Raw genomic sequence first — 19,315 nt, 5'->3', positions numbered from 1 at the left:
GCGGTATATTACATAAACTGTTTTGAATGCGTGAAGCCATGAAAGCGAGGCGATCTTGTTGGACAAATCTTCGAACCTGCCTGTGTTCTCCAAGGACATGTGCGCCGAAGACATGGACAGAATGATGGAGAATGCTCAGACCGCGTCAAATTTCCTCAAGGCAATCAGCCATGAGGGGCGCCTGATGATTTTGTGTTATCTGTCGTCAGGGGAAAAATCGGTCACGCAGATGGAGGAAATGCTCTCAGCGCGTCAAGCCGCGGTATCTCAACAACTCTCCCGCTTGCGCTTCGAGGGCTTGGTGAAGACACGACGCGAGGGGAAAACGATCTACTACAGATTGGCTGATGATCGTTCGACCCAAATCCTGGAAGTCGTTTACGACCTTTTCTGCAGGGAGAAGTAGAAGCCGGTCAGAAAGCCGCCAGCTTTGGGAGGAGACTGGCAATGCTCGAAGCATTGGGAGACACAAATACCGTTGCTCTGATCGGTTTGATTGGTGGCATCGTATTGGGATTGGCCGCACGCATCGGCCGTTTTTGCACGTTGGGTGCAATCGAAGACTACCTTTACGCAGATGATGACCGGCGGCTGCGCATGTGGGCAATGGCAATCGGTGTTGCGATTGTCGGCAGCCACACCGCTATGGCGTTGGGGGGGCTTGACCCTGTCGGAACAAGGTATCTTGCGCAGACCTGGAACCCCCTCGGTTCGATCGTGGGCGGCCTCATGTTCGGGTACGGAATGGCCATCTGCGGTAACTGCGGCTATGGTGCGCTGGCAAGGCTGGGAGGTGGTGACCTTCGATCATTCGTTATTGTTTTGATCATGGGTCTTTCCGCTTATGTCGTAATGTCTGGACCCCTCGCCTATCTGCGGGTATGGATATTTCCAGAGGAAATGGATCTCAATGGCCCCCAGAGCATTAGCTTTCTTGCCGAACGGTTGACCTCTATTCCAGCTTGGCTCATTGGCTCTGTTATCGGTGTGGCTTTGGTGTTTTTTGCTTTGGCAAGCCATCGCTTCCGCCGCACTCCGGCACAGGTGTTTTGGGGGTCTGTAGTTGGACTGGCAATCGTTTCGGGCTGGCTTGGCACGAATTGGGTTGCAACACATGGTTTCGATGGTGAGCCGGTGCAAACCCATACCTTCGCGGCACCCCTGGGTGACACAATATTCTACCTTATGACTGCGTCCGGAAACACTTTGTCCTTTGCGGTCGGATCAGTCTCCGGCGTTCTCATTGGCGCGTTTCTGGGGTCGTGGTCTAAGGGCCATTTCCGATGGGAAGCATGCGAAGATCCACGTGAACTCAAGCGGCAAATGCTGGGCGCTGCGATTATGGGTCCAGGTGCGATCATCGCGGTTGGTTGCAGCGTCGGTCAAGGCATATCTGCATTCTCACTTCTGGCCTACAGCGCGCCCGTAACATTCGCTGCAATCTTTGCAGGCGCAGCACTTGGATTGAGACAGCTCGTGTCTGGATTGTCCTTCATAACTGAGCGTTGAGTTCACAGTTCAAATCAGCGGGAATCCGGGTTTGCACCGGTGCAGCTGATGCGCTGCACCAAGACCTAAAGAAACCCGGTTAATTTGTGATGGTGCTGGCGACTCTGCCATCACAAAAGCAAGCCAAAACGCTCTCTTTCCGACTTTGTCCTCGATCTCGCTTCTAAGGACATACCAAGGCTTATCGAGCCCTTGCTTCAGCCTGTTCTCTGCGCCCTCAGAAGGTCGTGACAAACGCGCAAACGAAAAATGTGTTATGATGGCCCCTTAGAAAAGGGGGCTACTATGTACAATCCCGTATCATCTATCTCAAAATTTCGGATCGGCTTGTCGGCTTTGAACATCGCCGAACAGAAGTCAATTTTTGACTGCCTTCCCGCCACTGTTCAGGCGGCAGTGTGGCAAGACCGGCTTAGTGAAGGCATTGCGGCACTGTCTGACAGGTCTCAGTGCCGGTTACTTTCCGAGCTACAGGATTTACTCAATCCTGACTGCTACTCCGAAGACAAAGCGAACCATACGGCCACTTCTCGTCTTGAGGAGTTGTCGCCCGTGATCGAGAAGGTTTTTCCAGATCACTCGGTGTTTCATAAATATACGCAGCAACTCGGCGACAATGCTTGCGAAAGCCCGATTATCGAAATTGCCAAAGGCGCGCCGCCTACCTGCACATGTTCGTCTTCGAGATCCTGTATGTGGTGGCACAATGATTGTGGGGCAATGCAGGAATGTCTTGCCGGTGGGTGCAAGAAGACTAACGTTGGATGCGGGGTCCTGTGGCTTCAGACATGCGATGGCCTTTGCACTGGGAACTGGTGCTGAAGAACGCAGGAAAGCTCTACCTATTCTGGCAGCAAAGCTATTGCTTTCTTTGCCGAATTACAGGCCTGTGTTGAGGTCTAAATCAGGCGCGTCGCGCGTCACGGTGTGACGATCAACCTTCCCGGATTTGTTGATCTGAACAATCAGAGACTCAGCACGTTGAAAGCGGTCAAAATAAGGAAAGTTGACGTGGTCCAGATGCGTCATGTCCTGGCACTGCATCTGATAGTCTGCCCTGAATTCGGTATGCACATTTGATCCGTTGTCTACGACCGGTCCCAACCCTTCACCAGACAGCGTGACATTGGCCGAGACAGTGAAACACCCCGCCTCTTCAGGCAAACTGAACAGATCAAGGGGGTTGGACAATTCGGAAATGGCTCCGGCGACCGAGGCCTGATCGCCTTCGGTTTCCGCTGGGCCTTCGAACCCCAGGACGTCAAGACCAGGAACCACAAGGGAAATTGAAATCCCGGCTTCCGAAAAGGAAACCGCCAATCGTCCCTGCCCATGCTCGTGCTGATTTGCAACCTGGGACTGAGGCAACGCGTTTACCGGGAAAAGCGTTAATACAAACACTAAGAACTTCATGACCATGGAACCATCTGAAAAGAATCAACTAAGCGACTCTAAACTGAAAAAATATTCGAGCAATCGCGTCACGATACACCAAAGCCCACTAGAATTGGGTAGGAATGAGCTGTTTTCGCTCACAATTTACCTGACTATAAAACTCAGGTTGACTTAGTTGACTATTTCTATCAGTTATTTGGTCGAGTGTCGCATCGCGCGAACCCATTGTTATCTGACAAGAAAGACTACCCCCCAATGAATACCCCCCTGATCCTGACAAGCGCCATGGCTCTGATGACCGCCACCTCTGCTTTTGCAACCGAGACCCCCTCGAAAGCAGATGTTCTGAATACTTACGCCAATATCGCCGAGGCGAAGTACGATGACAGCCTGATTGCAGCCAAATCGCTGCAGCGCGCCGTGACCGCGCTGATTTCCGATCCAAACGACGCAACACTAAATGCCGCCCGTTCCGCTTGGATTGCGGCCCGCGTCCCTTATCAGCAGACCGAGGTTTATCGGTTCGGAAATGCGATCGTTGATGATTGGGAAGGTAAAGTGAACGCATGGCCCCTGGATGAGGGCTTGATCGACTATGTAGACACCACCTACGGCGGCCCGAGCGACGAGAATGAGTTCGCCGCATTGAACGTCATCGCCAACCCAAGCTTTGAACTTTCAGGCGAACCAATCGATGCCAACGACATCACCCCGGAACTGCTGTCGGGCACCTTGCACGAAGCAGACGGGATCGAGGCCAACGTCGCCACTGGTTACCACGCGATTGAGTTCCTGTTGTGGGGCCAGGACCTGAACGGCCACGGTGAAGGCGCGGGTAGCCGTCCATGGACGGACTATGCCCAAGGTGATGCCTGCACCGGCGGCAACTGTGACCGTCGCGCCCAGTACCTTGAGGCCGTGACTGAACTGCTGGTCACCGATTTGGAATGGATGGCGACCCAGTGGCAGGACGGAGGCGCGGCCCGAACCTCCCTGACCGAAAATGAGAGCGCAGGAATAAGCGCGATCCTCACCGGAATGGGCTCGCTGTCCTATGGTGAGCAGGCCGGTGAGCGGATGCGTCTTGGCTTGATGTTGAACGATCCCGAGGAAGAGCATGACTGCTTCTCGGACAACACACATAACAGCCACTACTATGATGGTCTTGGCATTCAGAACGTCTATTTGGGCAGCTATACCCGCATCGACGGAACTCCTGTCAGCGGCGCATCGCTTTCGGACTTGGTGATTGCCTCCGACCCATCGCTGGACGCCGAGATGAAGCTGAAGCTGGCCAACACGATGCAGGCGCTGGGTCGGATCAAATCCACAGCCGAGGCCGGGTTCGCCTATGACCAGATGCTGGAACGCGGCAACGAAGGTGGCGAAGTTTTGATCATGGGAGGTGTGAACGGGCTGGTGGACCAGACCAAGACAATCGAGCGGATCGTCACCATTCTGGACGTCGATCAGATTGAGTTCGAAGGTTCTGAAAGCCTGGACAACCCGACGGCTGTTTTCCAGTAAACCTAGCGGTTCGGGGGCGGAGGACTATCCCGCCCCCAACTTATTTTCGGCGAACTGACAGTATGCCGCAGGACACGCACTTAATAACTGACTAATATAGTCAGAATACAATCCAGAGCGCCACCTCCATGATCGTCTGCCATTGCACTAAGATCACAGACACCGAGATTCATGCCGCCATCGACTGGATGCGCGTTTCCGACCCTAGGGCAGTCATAACCCCTGGCAAGATCTATCATGCCCTTGGAAAATCAGCGGATTGTGGCGGATGCATGCCGCTTTTCCTAGACACTATGCGCGCCAGCGATAATCTGGAAGTCCCCATGCAGCTTTGTGCATTACGCACCAAGGCATCACAGGAGAGTGTAGATGAAGGGCGATCCCAAAGTCATAGAATACCTCAACAAATCTCTGCGGCATGAATTGACGGCAGTCAGCCAGTATTGGCTGCATTACCGTCTGCAAGAGGATTGGGGCCTGACCCACATGGCAAAGAAAAGCCGTGAGGAAAGCATCGAAGAGATGGGTCATGCCGACAAGCTGATCGAGCGCATAATCTTTCTGGAAGGCCACCCCAACCTGCAGAAACTGGACCCGCTTCGGATTGGACAGACCCCGAAGGAAACTCTGGAATGTGATTTGGCTGCCGAGAATGATGCGCGTGCCCTGTACGTTGAGGCCCGTGAATATTGTCGAGAGGCGGGCGACTACGTCACTATGTCTCTGTTCGAGAACCTGATCAGTGACGAAGAAGGCCATATCGACTTCCTCGAAACACAGCTTGATTTGTACGAAAGGATTGGCGAAGCCAATTATGCGCAACTTAACGCATCGAAAATGGACGAAGGCGAGTAAGCTCTCGCTTGTGGCGGTGGCTGCGATTGCAGCCACCCCGATCCTGTCCGCTGAACTGCAGGATCTGCATCTCAACTTCCAACCCAGAACCGAAGATGAAAAGGCCCGGATCGCGGATGTGATCGCCGCGCCCACGGATTTCGACGCCGCGCAACGGTTCGAGGACCTGCCCGCCGGTGCCGCAACCGTAAGGGCACGTCAGGACGCAGATGCATTTTCGCAACCTTCGGGCAATCTGAAATTCGAACAGGAACTGGATTTCAAGGTCGGCAACGGGCTGTTCAAGAAAATCTGGGTGTCTTCGCCTTCCTCGACCCTGGCCTCGGACGGTTTGGGGCCATTGTACAACGCGCGCTCTTGCCAACGATGTCACATTAAGGACGGGCGCGGCCACACACCAAATGGGCCCGATGACGGGGCCGTTTCGATGTTCCTTCGGGTCTCAATCCCCGGTGGCGGCGCAATCGATGAAATCGCGGACTACATCGCCACTCAGCCCGAACCCAATTACGGCGGGCAGATGCAGGATCTGGCCCTCGCGGGCCACCCCGCCGAGTACCGGCTGGACATCACCTATGAAGACCTTCCTGTCGCGCTATCAGACGGCGAAACGGTCATTCTCCGCAGCCCGACCTATACCGCGGCGGATCTTGGATATGGCCCGCTGCACCCCGAGGCGATGCTGAGCCCGCGCGTGGCTCCGCAGATGATCGGCCTGGGATTGCTTGAGGCAATTCCCGTGCAGGACCTGCTGGCCCAGGCCGACGCGGATGACGCGGATGGCGATGGTATTTCCGGCCGCCCCAACATCGTTTGGTCAACCGAATATGGTGAACCGATGATGGGCCGGTTCGGACACAAAGCCGGGATGCCCACGATAATGGAGCAGTCTGCTGCAGCTTTTGCAGGGGATATCGGCATCTCAAGCCCGCTTTACCCTGCTGGCTATGGGGAGTGTACGGAATTGCAGGTGGATTGCGTTGGCGCGCCCCATGGGGACAACGATGACCGCGTGTTTGAAATCGACCAACTGGGCATGGACCTCGTTGCGTTTTACAGCCGCAATCTGGGCGTACCCGCGCGGCGCGATATCGGTGACCCGCAGGTCCTGCACGGCAAGCAGGTGTTCTTCGATACCGGCTGCGCCTCGTGCCACACGCCATCCTATGTCACCCACCGGATGGACGACCGGCCCGAGCACAGTTTTCAGCTGATCTGGCCCTATACGGATCTTCTGTTGCATGACATGGGCGATGGTCTGGCCGACAACCGACCCGAAGCACGCGCAACAGGCCGGGAATGGCGCACGCCCCCGCTTTGGGGGATCGGCCTGACCGGGCAGGTCTCTGGCCACACACAATTTCTGCATGACGGGCGGGCGCAGTCGCTGTTGGAAGCTATTTTGTGGCACGGCGGAGAGGCACAATCGGCGCGCGACACCGTTGTGTCTATGCCAAAACCCGACCGCGACGCTTTGATCCGCTTTCTGGAGAGCCTCTGATGCGTGCCCTCGGCCTGGCCATTGCCCTTATTCTGCCCCTGTCAGCCTTGGCGCAAAATCCCAGCCAGATCCTGACAGATGTTGTTGAAGGGCACATTCTTCCCGGATACGCACAGCTATCTGACGCAACAGCTGCGCTGGATGCGGCCGCGCAGGCGGATTGCACAGCCGCTTCACCGAACCTTCGTGCAGCCTATCACCTGGCATTCGACCGCTGGGTCACGGTAAGCCACTTGCGCTTTGGCCCCTCCGAGGTCGATGACCGCGCATTTGCAATGGCATTCTGGCCAGACACAAAAGGGTTTACACCCAAATCCCTATCGGGCCTGATTGCCACCCAAGACGCGGTGGTTGACACCCCCGAGGCTTATGCCGAGGCTTCGATCGCGGGACGCGGGTTTCTTGCACTTGAATTGATGCTATTCGACCCAGCCCTCGCGGATCAGGGCGACAGGGCCTATCGATGCGCTTTGATCCGGGCGATTGCTGCAGATATAAACCGCAATGCCAAGGCGATGGATCACGACTGGCAACCTTTCTCTGCCAACCTGACCATGCCCGGCGGAGACAGTCCTTACCGGTCTGCTGATGAGGCCATGCAGGAACTTTACAAAGCCCTGATCACCGGATTGGAATTCACTGCCGAAACACGCCTTGGGCGCCCCATGGGCACCCTAGAGCGCCCCCGTCCCAATCGGGCCGAAGCGCGCAGGTCTGAACGGTCACTACGCCAGGTCGAACTGTCATTGATCACGCTGCGCGATCTGGCCACCGGGCTGTCCGCAGATCATCCGCAGATTGCCGCTGATTTGGATAATGCGTTCGACAAGGCTATCATCCGCACGCGTGAGTTAGACGACCCTACACTGGCCGGTGTCTCGACACCTTCGGGTCGGATACGGGTCGAAGCCTTGCAGCAGATGATCAACGACATCCGCACGATTGCAGCAACCGAGCTGGGCCCGACCTTGGGTATCAGTGCCGGATTCAATTCGCTGGACGGGGACTAAGCCATGACAAGCCGCCGTCAATTCCTTGCGGGCCTGGCTGCAGCTAGCCTTGCCCCAACACAAGGTTGGTCGACTGTCGGCGCGCCAGATTTCCTGGCCGCGGCGCTGTTTCCGGACGGTACCTATCGGCTGGCGGGCCTGAGTTCTGACGGCGGTATCTTATTCTCTCTCCCCCTGCCGGCGCGCGGCCATGCCGCTGCGGCGCATCCCTCACGCGCGCAAGCCGTGGCTTTCGCCCGCCGCCCTGGCACCTTTGGCGTGGTGATCGATTGCAAGAGCGGAACCCAAACCGCACGGATGGATGCTCCCAAAGGCCGCCATTTCTATGGCCATGGCGTGTTTTCTCGGGATGGAACCCATCTGTTCACCACCGAAAACGACTATGAGGCCGGTGAGGGTGTGATTGGCGTCTGGGACTCGGAGGACTACACGCGGTTGGGCGAGTTTTCTTCGGGCGGGGTCGGGCCGCATGATATGCGGCTCATGCCGGATGGGGAAACTCTGATCATCGCAAATGGCGGCATTGAAACACATCCTGAAATGGGCCGAACCAAGCTGAATCTGCCCATCATGCAACCGCGCCTAAGTTATCTGAGTCTGTCAGGCTCGGTCCTGGAACAGATCGAGCTGCCCTACACACTGCATAAAAATTCGATCCGGCACCTTGCCGTTCGATCCGACGGTCTGGTCGGGTTTGCAATGCAATGGCAGGGCAACAAGTCAAACCACCCGCCTTTGCTGGGACTGCACAAAAGAGGCGAGGCTCCGCGCCTGCTTGCAGCCCCGGAATCGGTGCAAAGTGCCTTGCAGGGTTACGCTGGCAGCATTGCTTTTGCCGGGGACGGCAAAACCATCGCCATCACCTGCCCTCGCGGCAACAGTTTGCTCCGGTTCGACAGCTTGACCGGTCAACTTAACGACACGACCCCGCTTGAGGATGTCTGCGGCCTGGGTGCCGGGCCTTCCGGTTTTGTCTTCACCACAGGCACCGGGCTGGTCGGAGCGCTTACTGCCAAGGCCCGCATTTCAGCCCGGCCGGATTGTCAGTGGGATAACCATCTGGTTCCCGTTGGTCTGCCTGTATAAATTCGGAAATACCCGTCACATAGATTACACTTGGACGAATCGAATTGCTGCCGTATTGGCGGGCGCGAAGCAGGCACCCTAGGTTAAGGACAGACTTGATTGAAACAGACGCCCGACGCACCGCATTCCATCTACGGGGTTGAGAAATGGGGCAAAGACCTCATCGAGGTGACGGAAGACGGCGAAATCGGTCTGCGCAATCCCCTTGCACCAGAGACTGCTGCTATCAGCCTGCCCGGTATTCTGCGTGATCTGGACGATCGCGGCATCAAGGCTCCGATGATCCTGCGCGTCAGCTCCTATCTGGAGCACGAGATTGTCCATATTAACGAAAGCTTTGCAGAGGCGATTGCCCGGGTTGGGTACAAAAGCAGCTATCGCGGTGTCTTTCCGATCAAGGTCAACCAACAGGCTCAGGTGGTCGACCGGATCGTCGAGTTTGGGAAGAAGTACAATTATGGCCTTGAGGCTGGCTCGAAACCGGAACTTGTGGTCGCGCTTGCCCATCGTCTGGCCAATGAGGCGCTGATCGTCTGCAACGGCGTCAAGGATGCCGAGTTTATCCAGCTGGCCATCCTCAGCCGCAAAATCGGGTTCAATACGGTGATCGTGCTGGAAAGCCCGAAAGAGGCCGACACGGTGATCGAAGTCTATAACCAACTGGGCATCGAACCGCTGATCGGCGTACGGGTTAAACTGACCAACCAGATCAGCGGAAAATGGGAAGAAAGCTCGGGCGACCGTTCCGCCTTTGGCATGAACACCGATCAACTGGTCGCCACGGTGGACAAGCTGAAGGCCGCCGGATTGCTGCACTGCCTGAAGCTGCAGCACTCGCATCTTGGATCGCAGGTGCAGGACGTCAATGACGTGCGCCGCGCCGTGGGTGAGGCCTGCCGATACTATACCGAACTGACCCGCGAAGGCGTACCGCTGACCCATCTGGACCTGGGTGGCGGCATGGGCGTAGATTACACGGGCGAAAAGAAAGCCGCCGAAAACTCGATCAACTACACGGTAGAAGAATACTGCGCCAACGTGGTCGAAACCGTGGCCTATGCCATGGATGAAGCCGAGGTCAAGCACCCCACATTGGTCACCGAAAGCGGGCGCGCTATCGTTGCGACCTCATCCATGCTGGTGTTCAACGTGCTGGAAAGCACGCTTTATGACGCGCCAGACGGCCCTGAGGTCGAGGCGGATGATCATCACTTAGTCTCGGACCTTGCCGCCGTGCACGGATACCTCTCCAGCGACCGCCTTCAGGAATGCTGGAACGACGCCACTTTTTATCGCAACGAGCTGCGCGCCCTGTTCCGCCGCGGATATATCGACCTGCGCCAGATGGCGCGCGCCGAACGCATTTATCTGTCATTGATGGCCCGCCTCAAGGCGTTGGCTGCCAGTGATGAGCTCGACACGGATGTCGACGAACAGTTGGAAAAAGTGGCTGATATCTATCACTGCAACTTCTCACTGTTCCAATCGCTGCCCGACGTCTGGGCCATTGACCAGCTACACCCGATCGTGCCGCTGCAGGGTCTGAACGAAACGCCCGACCGCCGCGCGGTGCTGTCCGATATCACTTGCGACAGCGACGGCAAGATCGACCGGTTTATTCTGGCCGACGGTGTCTCGCCCAGCCTGCCAGTGCATTCCCTGCCCGAGAATGACGAATACTTCATGGGCGTCTTCTTTGTTGGTGCTTATCAGGAAACGCTGGGCGATCTGCACAACCTGTTCGGCGACACCAACGTGGTTACCATCGACCTGCGCTCCGATGGCGGTTTCGATCTGCTGCACGAGCAAGAGGGCGACACCATTGGTCAGGTCCTGTCCTATGTCGAGTTTGATCCGGCCGACTGTGTCGCCGCCTTCCGCAAAATGGTGGACGAGGCGATCTCGACCGGTACTCTGCTGGCCAAAGACCGCAAAACCCTGATGAGCGCATATCGCGACTCGATCAATGGCTACACCTATTACGAATAACCCCCGAGAGGAGATGACCCCATGGGAACTTTGAGTGGCAAAACGCTGGTTGTCGGCGCGGGCGGCGTCTCTCACGCTGCGGTGCACAAGATGGCGATGAATTCGGACATCTTCACTGAAATCACGCTGGCCAGCCGCACCAAGTCGAAATGCGACGCCATTGCCAAGGCCGTGAAAGAGCGTGTGGGCGTTGATATCGCTACTGCGGAGCTGGACGCTTATAAGGTCGCGGACACGGTCAAACTGATCAAGGACACCGGTGCCGAGGTCCTCGTGAACCTGGCCCTGCCCTATCAGGACCTCGTGCTGATGGACGCGTGCCTTGCGGCGGGCATCCACTACATCGACACCGCGAATTACGAGCCCGAGGACGAAGCCAAGTTCGAGTATCACTGGCAATGGGCCTATCAGGATCGGTTCAAACAGGCAGGACTGACCGCCATCCTCGGTTCGGGCTTTGATCCGGGCGTGACGTCTGTCTTTGCGACGTGGTTAAAGAAACACAAGTTGGATACGATCCGCCAGATCGACGTGCTGGACGCCAATGGTGGCAGCAACGATCAGGAATTCGCCACCAACTTCAACCCCGAGATCAACCTGCGCGAAGTGTTGGCCGAAGTGCGCCATTGGGAAGGCGGCGAATGGAAACACTCCCCCGCCATGACCCATAAGGTCGAGTTCGACTTCCCCGCCATCGGCCCCAAGAACATGTACCTGATGTATCACGAGGAGCTGGAGAGCCTCTCCACCCACTTCCCCGAGATCGAGCGCGCCCGCTTCTGGATGACCTTCGGCGACGCCTATATCACCCACGCCAAGGTGCTGGAAAACGTCGGCATGACCCGCATTGATCCGGTGATGCATGACGGCAAGGAAATCATCCCGATCCAGTTCCTGAAAACCCTGCTGCCTGATCCCGGCGATCTGGGTGCGGAAACCAAGGGTAAGGCCTGCATTGGCGACATCGCTACAGGTCAGGCCAAGGATGGTTCGGGCGAGAAAACATATTACATCTATAACATCTGCGACCACGAGGAATGCTATGCCGAGGTCGGCAGCCAAGCGGTCAGCTATACCACCGGCGTCCCCGCCATGATCGGTGCGGCGCAGGTGCTGAAAGGCAACTGGTCCGAGCCGGGCGTGTGGAACATGGAACAGCTGGATCCGGACAACTTCATGGACATGCTGAACGAACATGGCTTGCCGTGGCAGGTCCACGAACTGGATGGTCCGGTCGAATTCTAAAGCTTAACCGTCACCATATTAAAGAGGGAGCGAATAGAAGCAATGTCGTCAGATCAGCAAATGGCAATTCTGATCGGGTCGATGTTCGGAACCTATGCGCTCCTTCTTATTTTATCGAAGCGGTACAGGACAAACACGGTCAAAATGTTCCGCTTGGAAAAGTCCAGCATTCTTGTGGCAGTAGAAAATCCTGTCGCTACCACTGCTCATATCCTGTCATTCATTATACCACTTTGGATGATGGGCCTCATCTGAAACTGCGTCGAACTTTAAGGGGCCGCAGTTAGAATGAAAGGGACTGGATTATCATGGCAGAAATGATGACCACACAAGCCGGGGATGCTGGAGCTTTCCGCAATTTCGACCTCAACCGCGTGCCAACGCCTTGCTTTGTGGTCGACGAAAAAGCAGTTGAGCAAAATCTGGCTATCTTGTCCGACGTCGGCAGTCAGTCAGGTGCGCAAGTGCTGAGTGCGCTCAAAGCGTTTTCGATGTTCTCGCTTGCGCCGCTGGTCCGCCAACATCTTGACGGCACCTGCGCCAGCGGTATCTATGAGGCGCGTTTAGGCCGCGAAGAATATGGCGGCGAAGTCGCCACCTTCTGCGCGGGCTACAAGGAAGCGGACATGGATGAAATCCTGTCGCTGTCCGACCATGTCATCTTTAATTCTATAGCTCAAAAGGATCGGTTCCTGGCCAAAGCCCAAGCAGCAGGTGTGCAGGTCGGTTTGCGCATCAACCCGGAACATTCCGAAGGCGAGATTGCAAAATACGACCCCTGCGCGCCCTGTTCGCGTCTGGGCACACCGGTCAGCCAACTAAGCCATGAAATCATGGTTGGTGTGGACGGCCTTCATATGCATACACTTTGCGAACAAGGGTTCGAGCCCTTGATGCGCACATGGGAAGCCATTGCACCAAAACTCGCCCCGTTCCTGGGTCATCTCAAATGGCTGAACTTCGGCGGTGGCCACCATATCACCCGCGACGACTATGATCGTGATGGGTTGATCGCGTTCATCAAGGCGATCCGCGAAACCCATGACGTCGACGTCTATCTTGAACCCGGCGAGGCTGTGGCACTGGATGCGGGCATTCTGGTGGGCGAAATTCTCGACCTGCCGACCAATGGCATGGCCCTTGCGATCACCGACATCTCGGCCACATGCCACATGCCCGACGTGATCGAAGCCCCCTATCGCCCGGCCCTGATGGCCGAGGCCGAGGCAGGCCATACCTACCGTCTGGGCGGCCCGTCCTGTCTGGCGGGGGATGTGATCGGCGACTATACGTGGGACAAACCGCTTGAGATCGGCCAACGCTTTGCCTTCCTAGATCAGGCGCATTATTCGATGGTCAAGACCAACACCTTCAACGGTGTCCCCCTGCCCACAATCGCCCTGTGGAACAGCGAAACCGACGCGTTGAAAATTATCAAACAGTTCGGCTATGACGACTTTAAAGAGAGGCTCTCATGAGCGTTTTCCTCGACAGTGAATTGACCACATCGGAACGGACCGAAAACGCCCGGTTTCGTGTAATCCCAGTACCGCTGGAGCGCACGGTATCCTACGGCTCGGGTACAGCCGGTGGCCCGGCGGCGATCATCGAGGCCAGCAACGAGCTGGAGCGCATCACCGGCCTTGCCGAGCCTTGCACAGCGGGTATTTTCACTGAGGAACCTTTGAACTGTGACGGCCCTATGCCTGCAGTGATGGAACGCCTTGCCCTGCGCACCGAAGCCGCCATTCGCGCTGGTAAAGTGCCGGTCGCTCTGGGCGGTGAGCATTCGCTGAGCTACGGTGCGGTGATGGGCGTGGCCCGCGCGTTGAACCAACCGATCGGGATCGTCCAGATTGATGCGCATGCGGACCTGCGCGACACGTATCAGGGTGAAAAACACAGCCATGCTTCGGTCATGCATCTACTGGCCGAAGAAGGCGTCCGACTGGCCCAATTCGGCGTCCGGGCCTTTTCGACCGAAGAGGCGCAGAGCCGGGTGAAGAACAACGTGTTCCACATTGATGCCGAGGAGCTGGTCACCGGTAACATCAACGCGGTCGATCTGCCCAAGGATTTCCCCGAACTGGTCTATGTCAGCTTCGATGTCGACGGGCTGGACCCTTCGCAAATGCCGGCCACAGGAACACCCGTGCCCGGCGGCTTGGGCTATTATCAGGCGCTACAACTGGTCGAGCATGCCCTTCGGGGGCGCAAATGCGTGGGGTTCGACGTGGTCGAACTCGCCCCGGTCGGCAATGCCGCTTGGGACTTTACCGCCGCACAGATCGTCTACCGTCTGATGGCCGCCTGCTAACCTTCGGCGGTTTCGTTCAACTCCATATGCCCCTCGCCGCGGCTTAGGACACGGCGCAGCATCGGCTCGAAGAACTCCAACGGTTTGGTCGGGTAATCCGGATCGAACGCCTTTTGGTCGTATTCATGGCAGAAATAGCGGCAGTCCTCCCAATAAGGACTGTCGCGGTACTTGTCTCGGGCGTTGCGGTCTCCGCCCAGGTGGTGATTGTAGTAATAGCCCTGGAACACGCAGTGATGTTTGAGGATCCAATGGGTTTTCTGGCTGACATAGGGCTTCATCATCGCCGCTGACAGCTCTCCATGGTTATAGGGAGACAGGATATCGCCGGTGTCGTGGATCAGCGCTGCGACGACCAGCTCTTCTTCCGCCCCATCCTCATAGGCGCGCGTCGCGGCCTGCAGGCTGTGCTGATAGCGGTTCACGGGATAGGGCGTCCAATCCTCGTCCAGCGAACGGATCGCATCCAGTATCCTGTCCGGCAACGCGGCGTTATAGGCCTCTTCGTATTCCATGACGGCGTCCCAATCGGCCTTGGTCGCCTCTTCAAAGCTGGTCCAGGTGGGTTTGTGGGTTTTGTCCAGCATGGTCCGGTCCTTTTGACTGATCATCCAACCGCAGCCTAACGCAGAAAACCTGAGCGAAAAAACGAATTAGCTTGGCCGAAGAACATTGCGCCGAAATGCGCCGTAGCTTCAGGCTTGGGACAATGCCCGCGAGTGTTTTCTTGCGCGCACGCGCAGAAGCGGACGACCTGCAATCAAAAGAAACAGGCACGAGATCAATATGCCCATGACAGCAGGCAAATAGAGCAATAGCCACAATTTCGGGTCTTCGATCACCAACGGAGACACAAAGCCGCGCATACCTTCCAAAAGGACCAGAATTATGAATGCTCCAAAAATCTGTGGCCACAGGCCAAATCTGGAAAAGCTGCCCAACATAAGGGTTGCATAGCCCGCCATCGCGACCGCGATACAAATGGTGATCCACGAAAATCGCTGATGCAGCTCGTCGATCAACGCGCCCTCAGTGAACCCTTCTGCTGCCGCGATCGCAGCCCGGTCGCGCAACAGCTCTGCGGTGGGAATGGCCTCGAGGCTTCGCTCGGCCGCGTTGTCGGTACTCGTCAATTCTGAGATGTCATAGGACGCGTCCTGAAACAGTGTAGACGACAGGGTACGTCCCTGCCTGTCCTGACGCAGGGCAACTCCGTCAACCATCACCAGATGAATGCCCGAGCCGTTATTGACCAGATAAGCTGTTTGGCTGGAATAGCTGACCGGGCTGGTTTTATCCCGCCGGTCCGAAACAAAAACTTCGCGCAAAGTCCCGTCCAGATCAATTCCCCCAATATAGACGGTCACGTCACTTGCAGGATGCAGGAATTCGCCTTCATTCAATAACTGCGCTGTGACGTCACCCGCCACTTCGGCCTGCCGTTTTTCCAGTAGATCGACCGAGGCCGGGCGCAGGAAAACACTGATCGAGGCCATCATCAGACCAGCAACAAGACCGAACAGAACCACAGCGCGAGCCAGCCGCCACGGGCTGGAGCCTGTGGCCAGCATCACCGTTAGCTCGCTTTCACGGCTCAGGCGGTTGGTGGCATAGACGGCCGCTGCGAACACGGCCATGGGCATCACCGTACGGATCAGCGTCGGCAAAGTAAGAGCGGTAAATTCAAGAAACACCATGGCCGATTGACCACCGCTGATGACACGGTCAAACAGGCTGACCGAGCGGGTGATCCAGAAAACCCCCACCAGAATCAGAGTGAAAAAGCCGAACAGAATCAGCAGTTGCCGCAGGAAATATCCATCGAAGCGCGACATGTATCCTCATCCGGCTACCTGAAATTCGTTTGGACAATATGCCAATCCCCTGACCGAGGAAACCGCATAGCCCAAGAATTATAGAATTTGAGCCGTGCGCACTAAAACGGCTTATGCCACATCGGAATTGGCACCCCGATCCAGAATGCTTACCTGCCCGGATCAGTCCAGCGTTTCAGACAACGATCTGAGCAGGTGATTGAGTTGATCGCGCTGTTGCAGGGACAAACCCTGAACCAGGCGCTGCTGAGTCTCTACATGATCCGAAACGGCGGCCTCAATCGCTTTGAATCCGTTTTGGGTAAGACGGATCAGGAAGCCCCGGCCATCCTCAGGGTTTTGCACTCTTTCGACCATCCCCGCCTTAACCAGTTGATCGACGCGATTCGTCATTGTGCCGGACGTCACCATTGTAAGCTCCAAAAGCTCGCCAGGTGAAAGACCCTCTGGCTTGCCAGACCTTCGCAACGTGGCAAGGACATCAAAGCTGGCAGCGTTCATGTCATGAAGAGCCCAAGTATGCTCCATCGCCCTTCGCAACTGAACCGCCAACCGCGTCAGTCGACCAACGGTTTCCATTGGCCCCACATCCAGGTCGGGCCGGGCACTGTTCCACTGCGCGATAATTCGCTCCACATGATCCATGAGTTCTGGCTAGCCCAACTTTATCTTGACGTCAAGATTTTGCAATATATCTTGACATCAAGATAAAGGGATTCGCCATGAGACACCAAACCGACATCGCCCTAACTGCTGTTGCCCCTTTGATCTGGGGTAGCACTTATTATGTTACGACCGAATTTTTGCCCGTCGGATATCCGATCACGATGGCCGCGCTGCGTGCGCTGCCTGCCGGGCTGCTGCTTCTAGTTTTGTCCCGTCAACTTCCAAGGGGTCATTGGTGGGGCCGCATATTCATTCTGGGCGCGCTCAATTTCACCGTGTTCTGGACCCTGCTTTTCGTCGCGGCTTACAGGCTCCCCGGTGGGGTCGCAGCCACTGTCGGCGCGGTACAACCTCTTATTGTAGTCTTCCTGTCGGCATTTCTGCTGAACACCCCGGTTGGGCTGAGATCGGTCGGCGCAGCGCTGTTGGGGGTGATCGGCGTCGGGTGCCTTGTCCTCGGTACAGCTATCAATCTTGATACGGTAGGCCTGATCGCTGGACTGGGTGGCGCCCTTTCGATGGGAGCAGGAACTGTCCTGACGCGCAAATGGCAACCGCCAGTGCCGCTGCTGACATTTACCGCTTGGCAACTAACCGCCGGCGGGCTGTTGCTGGTGCCGCTTGCACTGATGTTTGAGCCCGCCTTACCAGCGCTTGAAAAAAACAACCTTCTCGGAATTGGTTATCTGAGCGTCATCGGGGCTGCCCTGACCTATATCCTGTGGTTCCGAGGCCTCGCCCGGATCGAACCCTCTGCGGTCTCGGCACTTGGCTTTCTCAGCCCGCTATCCGCCGTAATGATTGGTTGGGTCATGCTTGGGCAAAACCTGACCTTTGTGCAGATCGCCGGTGTCTGTATTGTACTTCTGGCGGTCTGGCTGGGGCAAATGGGCAAACGTACCGGCCGTTCGATTGTCACCATCAGAAAGCCCGCCTGAAACTCCAGGCATCGATGTACGAGTTTTGTGCTAAACTGTGTGCTGTGCAACGCCCGGGCTAGAAAGGTATCACGTGTCAAAAAGCCGAGTAAAACCGCGCTATTTTGCCATCGCCCTGCTGCCGGTATGTGTTTTCGCAATCCATAAACTGATCCAGAACCAAATGATCGCCAATGAACTGGACGTTCCAGTAAACTTTGTGTTGAGCGGTAGCTCTTGGCAGGAAGCCGTTGGTCGATTTCGGTTTCTTGCCGCGTCCTGGTTCTTTTTATCGCTGGCCTTGTTGCCCGTGGCAGTCTTGTTCCGGACCCTGTCACGCCCGATCGAAAAAAACACCCGGATCGCGGCAATCGCGATTGTAGTCGCCATCGTGTTTCTGGCTCTCGTGCCGACCATTCAAAAGCATATGACCGACCAAAGCCCGCAGATTTACCACCAGATCGGCAAAGCCGTTTTTGAAACAGCATTGTCGCAAGGCACCTTGCCGGCATGTTCCGGTTCGGAAGATAGCTGGATGTTTGGGAAATGCGGGCAGGCCCCTGTTCTTTCGCTGTTCAACCGTATTCTGGACCTGGTGAATGCAATGGCCGGCCTTGCGATCGGGTCGTTGATTGTCGGAATGATATTGTGTCTTGGTCGGCATGAATCTCAGGACATCGAAGCAACCGCAGCTGAGCTGGCGCAAAACTTGCGGCAGATGCGGCAGCAGCTCTACCTGTCCAGTCTGGTGCTGACCTTCGGCATGTTCTTTGCCGCAAGCTGGATGTACTGGCCCTTGCCCATGATCGCTGAATCAGAAAGGGCCGCCTATAGCGCATTGCTCAACGCATCGGCCTTGTTCACCGGCACATATTTTTGCTTGCTAATGCTCAGCTACTTTCTTCCCGTGGCAGTCCTTCTGGACGGAAGAATTTCTAACCTCGCTTTGGCTGCCCGAAATCAGGGCGGCACAGACCAGACATTCGACATTGATGACTGGAGATCGTCGCATAAGCTGACAGAAGGAACAGGTGACATCATCCGCGCCGGCTTCGCCCTGACGGCCCCAATCTTGGCCGCTTTTGCCGGTGGCATATCACCGATTTTGGGTTAGACCGTGATTTGTTGAGCAACCAGAACGCGGTTTATCGCATCGGTCGAATGCTCTGCTGGTCCAAGTTGTAACAGCTAGGCTGCGCAAAGGGTCACGCGTGTCCCATTCCGCCCAAGCTGGCACAAACTTCTGGCAATGGAGAGAATGGCAGGGGCAGCAGGGTTCGAACCCGCGACCTACGGTTTTGGAGACCGTCGCTCTACCAACTGAGCTATACCCCTAAGGTGCGCCTCAAATATGCCAGCCGCGCGGCGGACTCAAGAGGCTTTTTCAGATTCCTCCTCAGTTATGCGCACGACAAACAAGTTGCGTATGGCGTTGAGTTCTATAAGACACGGTTTGATCAATA

General features: G+C 56.4%; 19 protein-coding genes and 1 tRNA gene. 15 read left to right on the top strand and 5 right to left on the bottom strand.

Features of this window, described 5'->3' with window-relative positions; translation table 11 throughout:
• Positions 1-97: 97 nt before the first annotated feature.
• The 3 genes from AC2FIZ_RS09395 (at position 98) to AC2FIZ_RS09385 (ending at position 2,331) form a co-directional block, all read left to right on the top strand.
• On the top strand, positions 98-406 hold the full coding sequence (locus AC2FIZ_RS09395; protein WP_142635976.1) for an ArsR/SmtB family transcription factor: 309 nt from the start codon (positions 98-100) through the stop codon (positions 404-406).
• 41 nt (positions 407-447) lie between these two features.
• A complete protein-coding gene (locus tag AC2FIZ_RS09390) occupies positions 448-1,509 on the top strand; it encodes a YeeE/YedE family protein (protein WP_142635836.1) in 1,062 nt (353 codons plus the stop codon).
• A gap of 249 nt (positions 1,510-1,758) precedes the next feature.
• Positions 1,759-2,331, top strand: a complete 573-nt coding sequence (locus AC2FIZ_RS09385; protein WP_142635834.1) for a bacteriocin fulvocin C-related protein — start codon at positions 1,759-1,761, stop codon at positions 2,329-2,331.
• A 57-nt stretch (positions 2,332-2,388) separates the two neighbouring features.
• Here the strand turns inward: AC2FIZ_RS09385 and AC2FIZ_RS09380 are convergent, their stop codons facing one another.
• Positions 2,389-2,910 carry a ZrgA family zinc uptake protein gene (locus AC2FIZ_RS09380; RefSeq protein WP_185956649.1) on the bottom strand — a complete coding sequence of 174 codons (522 nt, stop codon included), beginning with the start codon at positions 2,908-2,910 and terminating at the stop codon, positions 2,389-2,391.
• A gap of 249 nt (positions 2,911-3,159) precedes the next feature.
• On the opposite strand from AC2FIZ_RS09380, the gene AC2FIZ_RS09375 reads away from it, so the two are divergent.
• The 10 genes from AC2FIZ_RS09375 (at position 3,160) to speB (ending at position 14,434) form a co-directional block, all read left to right on the top strand.
• Positions 3,160-4,431: an imelysin family protein gene (locus AC2FIZ_RS09375; RefSeq protein ID WP_281972441.1), complete on the top strand. Its 1,272-nt coding sequence runs from the start codon at positions 3,160-3,162 to the stop codon at positions 4,429-4,431.
• 128 nt (positions 4,432-4,559) lie between these two features.
• On the top strand, positions 4,560-4,853 hold the full coding sequence (locus AC2FIZ_RS09370) for a (2Fe-2S)-binding protein (RefSeq protein WP_142635828.1): 294 nt from the start codon (positions 4,560-4,562) through the stop codon (positions 4,851-4,853).
• The gene (bfr, locus tag AC2FIZ_RS09365; protein WP_142635826.1) at positions 4,801-5,286 is read left to right on the top strand and encodes a bacterioferritin; all 486 of its coding nucleotides are present in this window, start codon (positions 4,801-4,803) and stop codon (positions 5,284-5,286) included. The genes AC2FIZ_RS09370 and bfr overlap by 53 nt, the downstream gene beginning before the upstream one ends.
• The gene (locus tag AC2FIZ_RS09360; protein ID WP_281995321.1) at positions 5,246-6,787 is read left to right on the top strand and encodes a di-heme oxidoreductase family protein; all 1,542 of its coding nucleotides are present in this window, start codon (positions 5,246-5,248) and stop codon (positions 6,785-6,787) included. The genes bfr and AC2FIZ_RS09360 overlap by 41 nt, the downstream gene beginning before the upstream one ends.
• A complete protein-coding gene (locus tag AC2FIZ_RS09355) occupies positions 6,787-7,797 on the top strand; it encodes an imelysin family protein (RefSeq protein ID WP_496790939.1) in 1,011 nt (336 codons plus the stop codon). Before AC2FIZ_RS09360 ends, AC2FIZ_RS09355 begins: the two co-directional genes overlap by 1 nt.
• A gap of 3 nt (positions 7,798-7,800) precedes the next feature.
• Positions 7,801-8,883 (top strand): DUF1513 domain-containing protein, encoded by a 1,083-nt coding sequence (locus AC2FIZ_RS09350; protein ID WP_496790937.1) that lies wholly within the window; start codon positions 7,801-7,803, stop codon positions 8,881-8,883.
• Between the two features lie 99 nt (positions 8,884-8,982).
• Positions 8,983-10,872 (top strand): biosynthetic arginine decarboxylase, encoded by a 1,890-nt coding sequence (speA, locus tag AC2FIZ_RS09345; RefSeq protein WP_281972444.1) that lies wholly within the window; start codon positions 8,983-8,985, stop codon positions 10,870-10,872.
• Between the two features lie 21 nt (positions 10,873-10,893).
• Positions 10,894-12,117 (top strand): saccharopine dehydrogenase family protein, encoded by a 1,224-nt coding sequence (locus tag AC2FIZ_RS09340; protein ID WP_496790936.1) that lies wholly within the window; start codon positions 10,894-10,896, stop codon positions 12,115-12,117.
• A gap of 308 nt (positions 12,118-12,425) precedes the next feature.
• Positions 12,426-13,595, top strand: coding sequence for a carboxynorspermidine decarboxylase (nspC, locus tag AC2FIZ_RS09335; protein ID WP_281972445.1), 1,170 nt, complete (start codon positions 12,426-12,428; stop codon positions 13,593-13,595).
• The gene (gene speB, locus AC2FIZ_RS09330) at positions 13,592-14,434 is read left to right on the top strand and encodes an agmatinase (RefSeq protein WP_496790935.1); all 843 of its coding nucleotides are present in this window, start codon (positions 13,592-13,594) and stop codon (positions 14,432-14,434) included. Before nspC ends, speB begins: the two co-directional genes overlap by 4 nt.
• On the opposite strand, the gene AC2FIZ_RS09325 is transcribed toward speB, so the two are convergent.
• From AC2FIZ_RS09325 to AC2FIZ_RS09315, 3 genes are all read right to left on the bottom strand, one after another.
• The gene (locus tag AC2FIZ_RS09325; protein WP_271948658.1) at positions 14,431-15,021 is read right to left on the bottom strand and encodes an HD domain-containing protein; all 591 of its coding nucleotides are present in this window, start codon (positions 15,019-15,021) and stop codon (positions 14,431-14,433) included. The two genes, speB and AC2FIZ_RS09325, sit on opposite strands and share 4 nt — an antisense overlap.
• A gap of 108 nt (positions 15,022-15,129) precedes the next feature.
• Positions 15,130-16,269, bottom strand: coding sequence for an LPS export ABC transporter permease LptF (lptF, locus tag AC2FIZ_RS09320; protein ID WP_142635808.1), 1,140 nt, complete (start codon positions 16,267-16,269; stop codon positions 15,130-15,132).
• Positions 16,270-16,431: 162 nt separating this feature from the next.
• Complete coding sequence (locus tag AC2FIZ_RS09315; protein ID WP_496676356.1) at positions 16,432-16,914, bottom strand: MarR family winged helix-turn-helix transcriptional regulator; 483 nt, start codon at positions 16,912-16,914, stop codon at positions 16,432-16,434.
• Between the two features lie 77 nt (positions 16,915-16,991).
• On the opposite strand from AC2FIZ_RS09315, the gene AC2FIZ_RS09310 reads away from it, so the two are divergent.
• Both AC2FIZ_RS09310 and AC2FIZ_RS09305 read left to right on the top strand, forming a co-directional pair.
• Positions 16,992-17,873, top strand: a complete 882-nt coding sequence (locus AC2FIZ_RS09310) for an EamA family transporter (RefSeq protein WP_281995325.1) — start codon at positions 16,992-16,994, stop codon at positions 17,871-17,873.
• 73 nt (positions 17,874-17,946) lie between these two features.
• Positions 17,947-18,966 carry a hypothetical protein gene (locus tag AC2FIZ_RS09305; RefSeq protein ID WP_281995326.1) on the top strand — a complete coding sequence of 340 codons (1,020 nt, stop codon included), beginning with the start codon at positions 17,947-17,949 and terminating at the stop codon, positions 18,964-18,966.
• A 145-nt stretch (positions 18,967-19,111) separates the two neighbouring features.
• On the opposite strand, the gene AC2FIZ_RS09300 is transcribed toward AC2FIZ_RS09305, so the two are convergent.
• Positions 19,112-19,187, bottom strand: a tRNA-Trp gene (locus tag AC2FIZ_RS09300).
• Positions 19,188-19,315 lie beyond the last annotated feature (128 nt).

Source organism: Ruegeria sp. CDSB022, assembly GCF_059611145.1.
The sequence above is the reverse complement of the archived record's forward strand: the minus strand, read 5'-3'. Positions and strand labels throughout refer to the sequence as shown.

Coding starts and splice junctions, on each gene's coding strand:
- AC2FIZ_RS09395 (WP_142635976.1), top strand. CDS start 98: ATGTGCGCCGAAGACATGGACAGAATGATGGAGAATGCTCAGACCGCG.
- AC2FIZ_RS09390 (WP_142635836.1), top strand. CDS start 448: ATGCTCGAAGCATTGGGAGACACAAATACCGTTGCTCTGATCGGTTTG.
- AC2FIZ_RS09385 (WP_142635834.1), top strand. CDS start 1,759: ATGTGTTATGATGGCCCCTTAGAAAAGGGGGCTACTATGTACAATCCC.
- AC2FIZ_RS09375 (WP_281972441.1), top strand. CDS start 3,160: ATGAATACCCCCCTGATCCTGACAAGCGCCATGGCTCTGATGACCGCC.
- AC2FIZ_RS09370 (WP_142635828.1), top strand. CDS start 4,560: ATGATCGTCTGCCATTGCACTAAGATCACAGACACCGAGATTCATGCC.
- bfr (WP_142635826.1), top strand. CDS start 4,801: ATGAAGGGCGATCCCAAAGTCATAGAATACCTCAACAAATCTCTGCGG.
- AC2FIZ_RS09360 (WP_281995321.1), top strand. CDS start 5,246: ATGCGCAACTTAACGCATCGAAAATGGACGAAGGCGAGTAAGCTCTCG.
- AC2FIZ_RS09355 (WP_496790939.1), top strand. CDS start 6,787: ATGCGTGCCCTCGGCCTGGCCATTGCCCTTATTCTGCCCCTGTCAGCC.
- AC2FIZ_RS09350 (WP_496790937.1), top strand. CDS start 7,801: ATGACAAGCCGCCGTCAATTCCTTGCGGGCCTGGCTGCAGCTAGCCTT.
- AC2FIZ_RS09340 (WP_496790936.1), top strand. CDS start 10,894: ATGGGAACTTTGAGTGGCAAAACGCTGGTTGTCGGCGCGGGCGGCGTC.
- nspC (WP_281972445.1), top strand. CDS start 12,426: ATGGCAGAAATGATGACCACACAAGCCGGGGATGCTGGAGCTTTCCGC.
- speB (WP_496790935.1), top strand. CDS start 13,592: ATGAGCGTTTTCCTCGACAGTGAATTGACCACATCGGAACGGACCGAA.
- AC2FIZ_RS09325 (WP_271948658.1), bottom strand. CDS start 15,021: ATGCTGGACAAAACCCACAAACCCACCTGGACCAGCTTTGAAGAGGCG.
- lptF (WP_142635808.1), bottom strand. CDS start 16,269: ATGTCGCGCTTCGATGGATATTTCCTGCGGCAACTGCTGATTCTGTTC.
- AC2FIZ_RS09315 (WP_496676356.1), bottom strand. CDS start 16,914: ATGGATCATGTGGAGCGAATTATCGCGCAGTGGAACAGTGCCCGGCCC.
- AC2FIZ_RS09310 (WP_281995325.1), top strand. CDS start 16,992: ATGAGACACCAAACCGACATCGCCCTAACTGCTGTTGCCCCTTTGATC.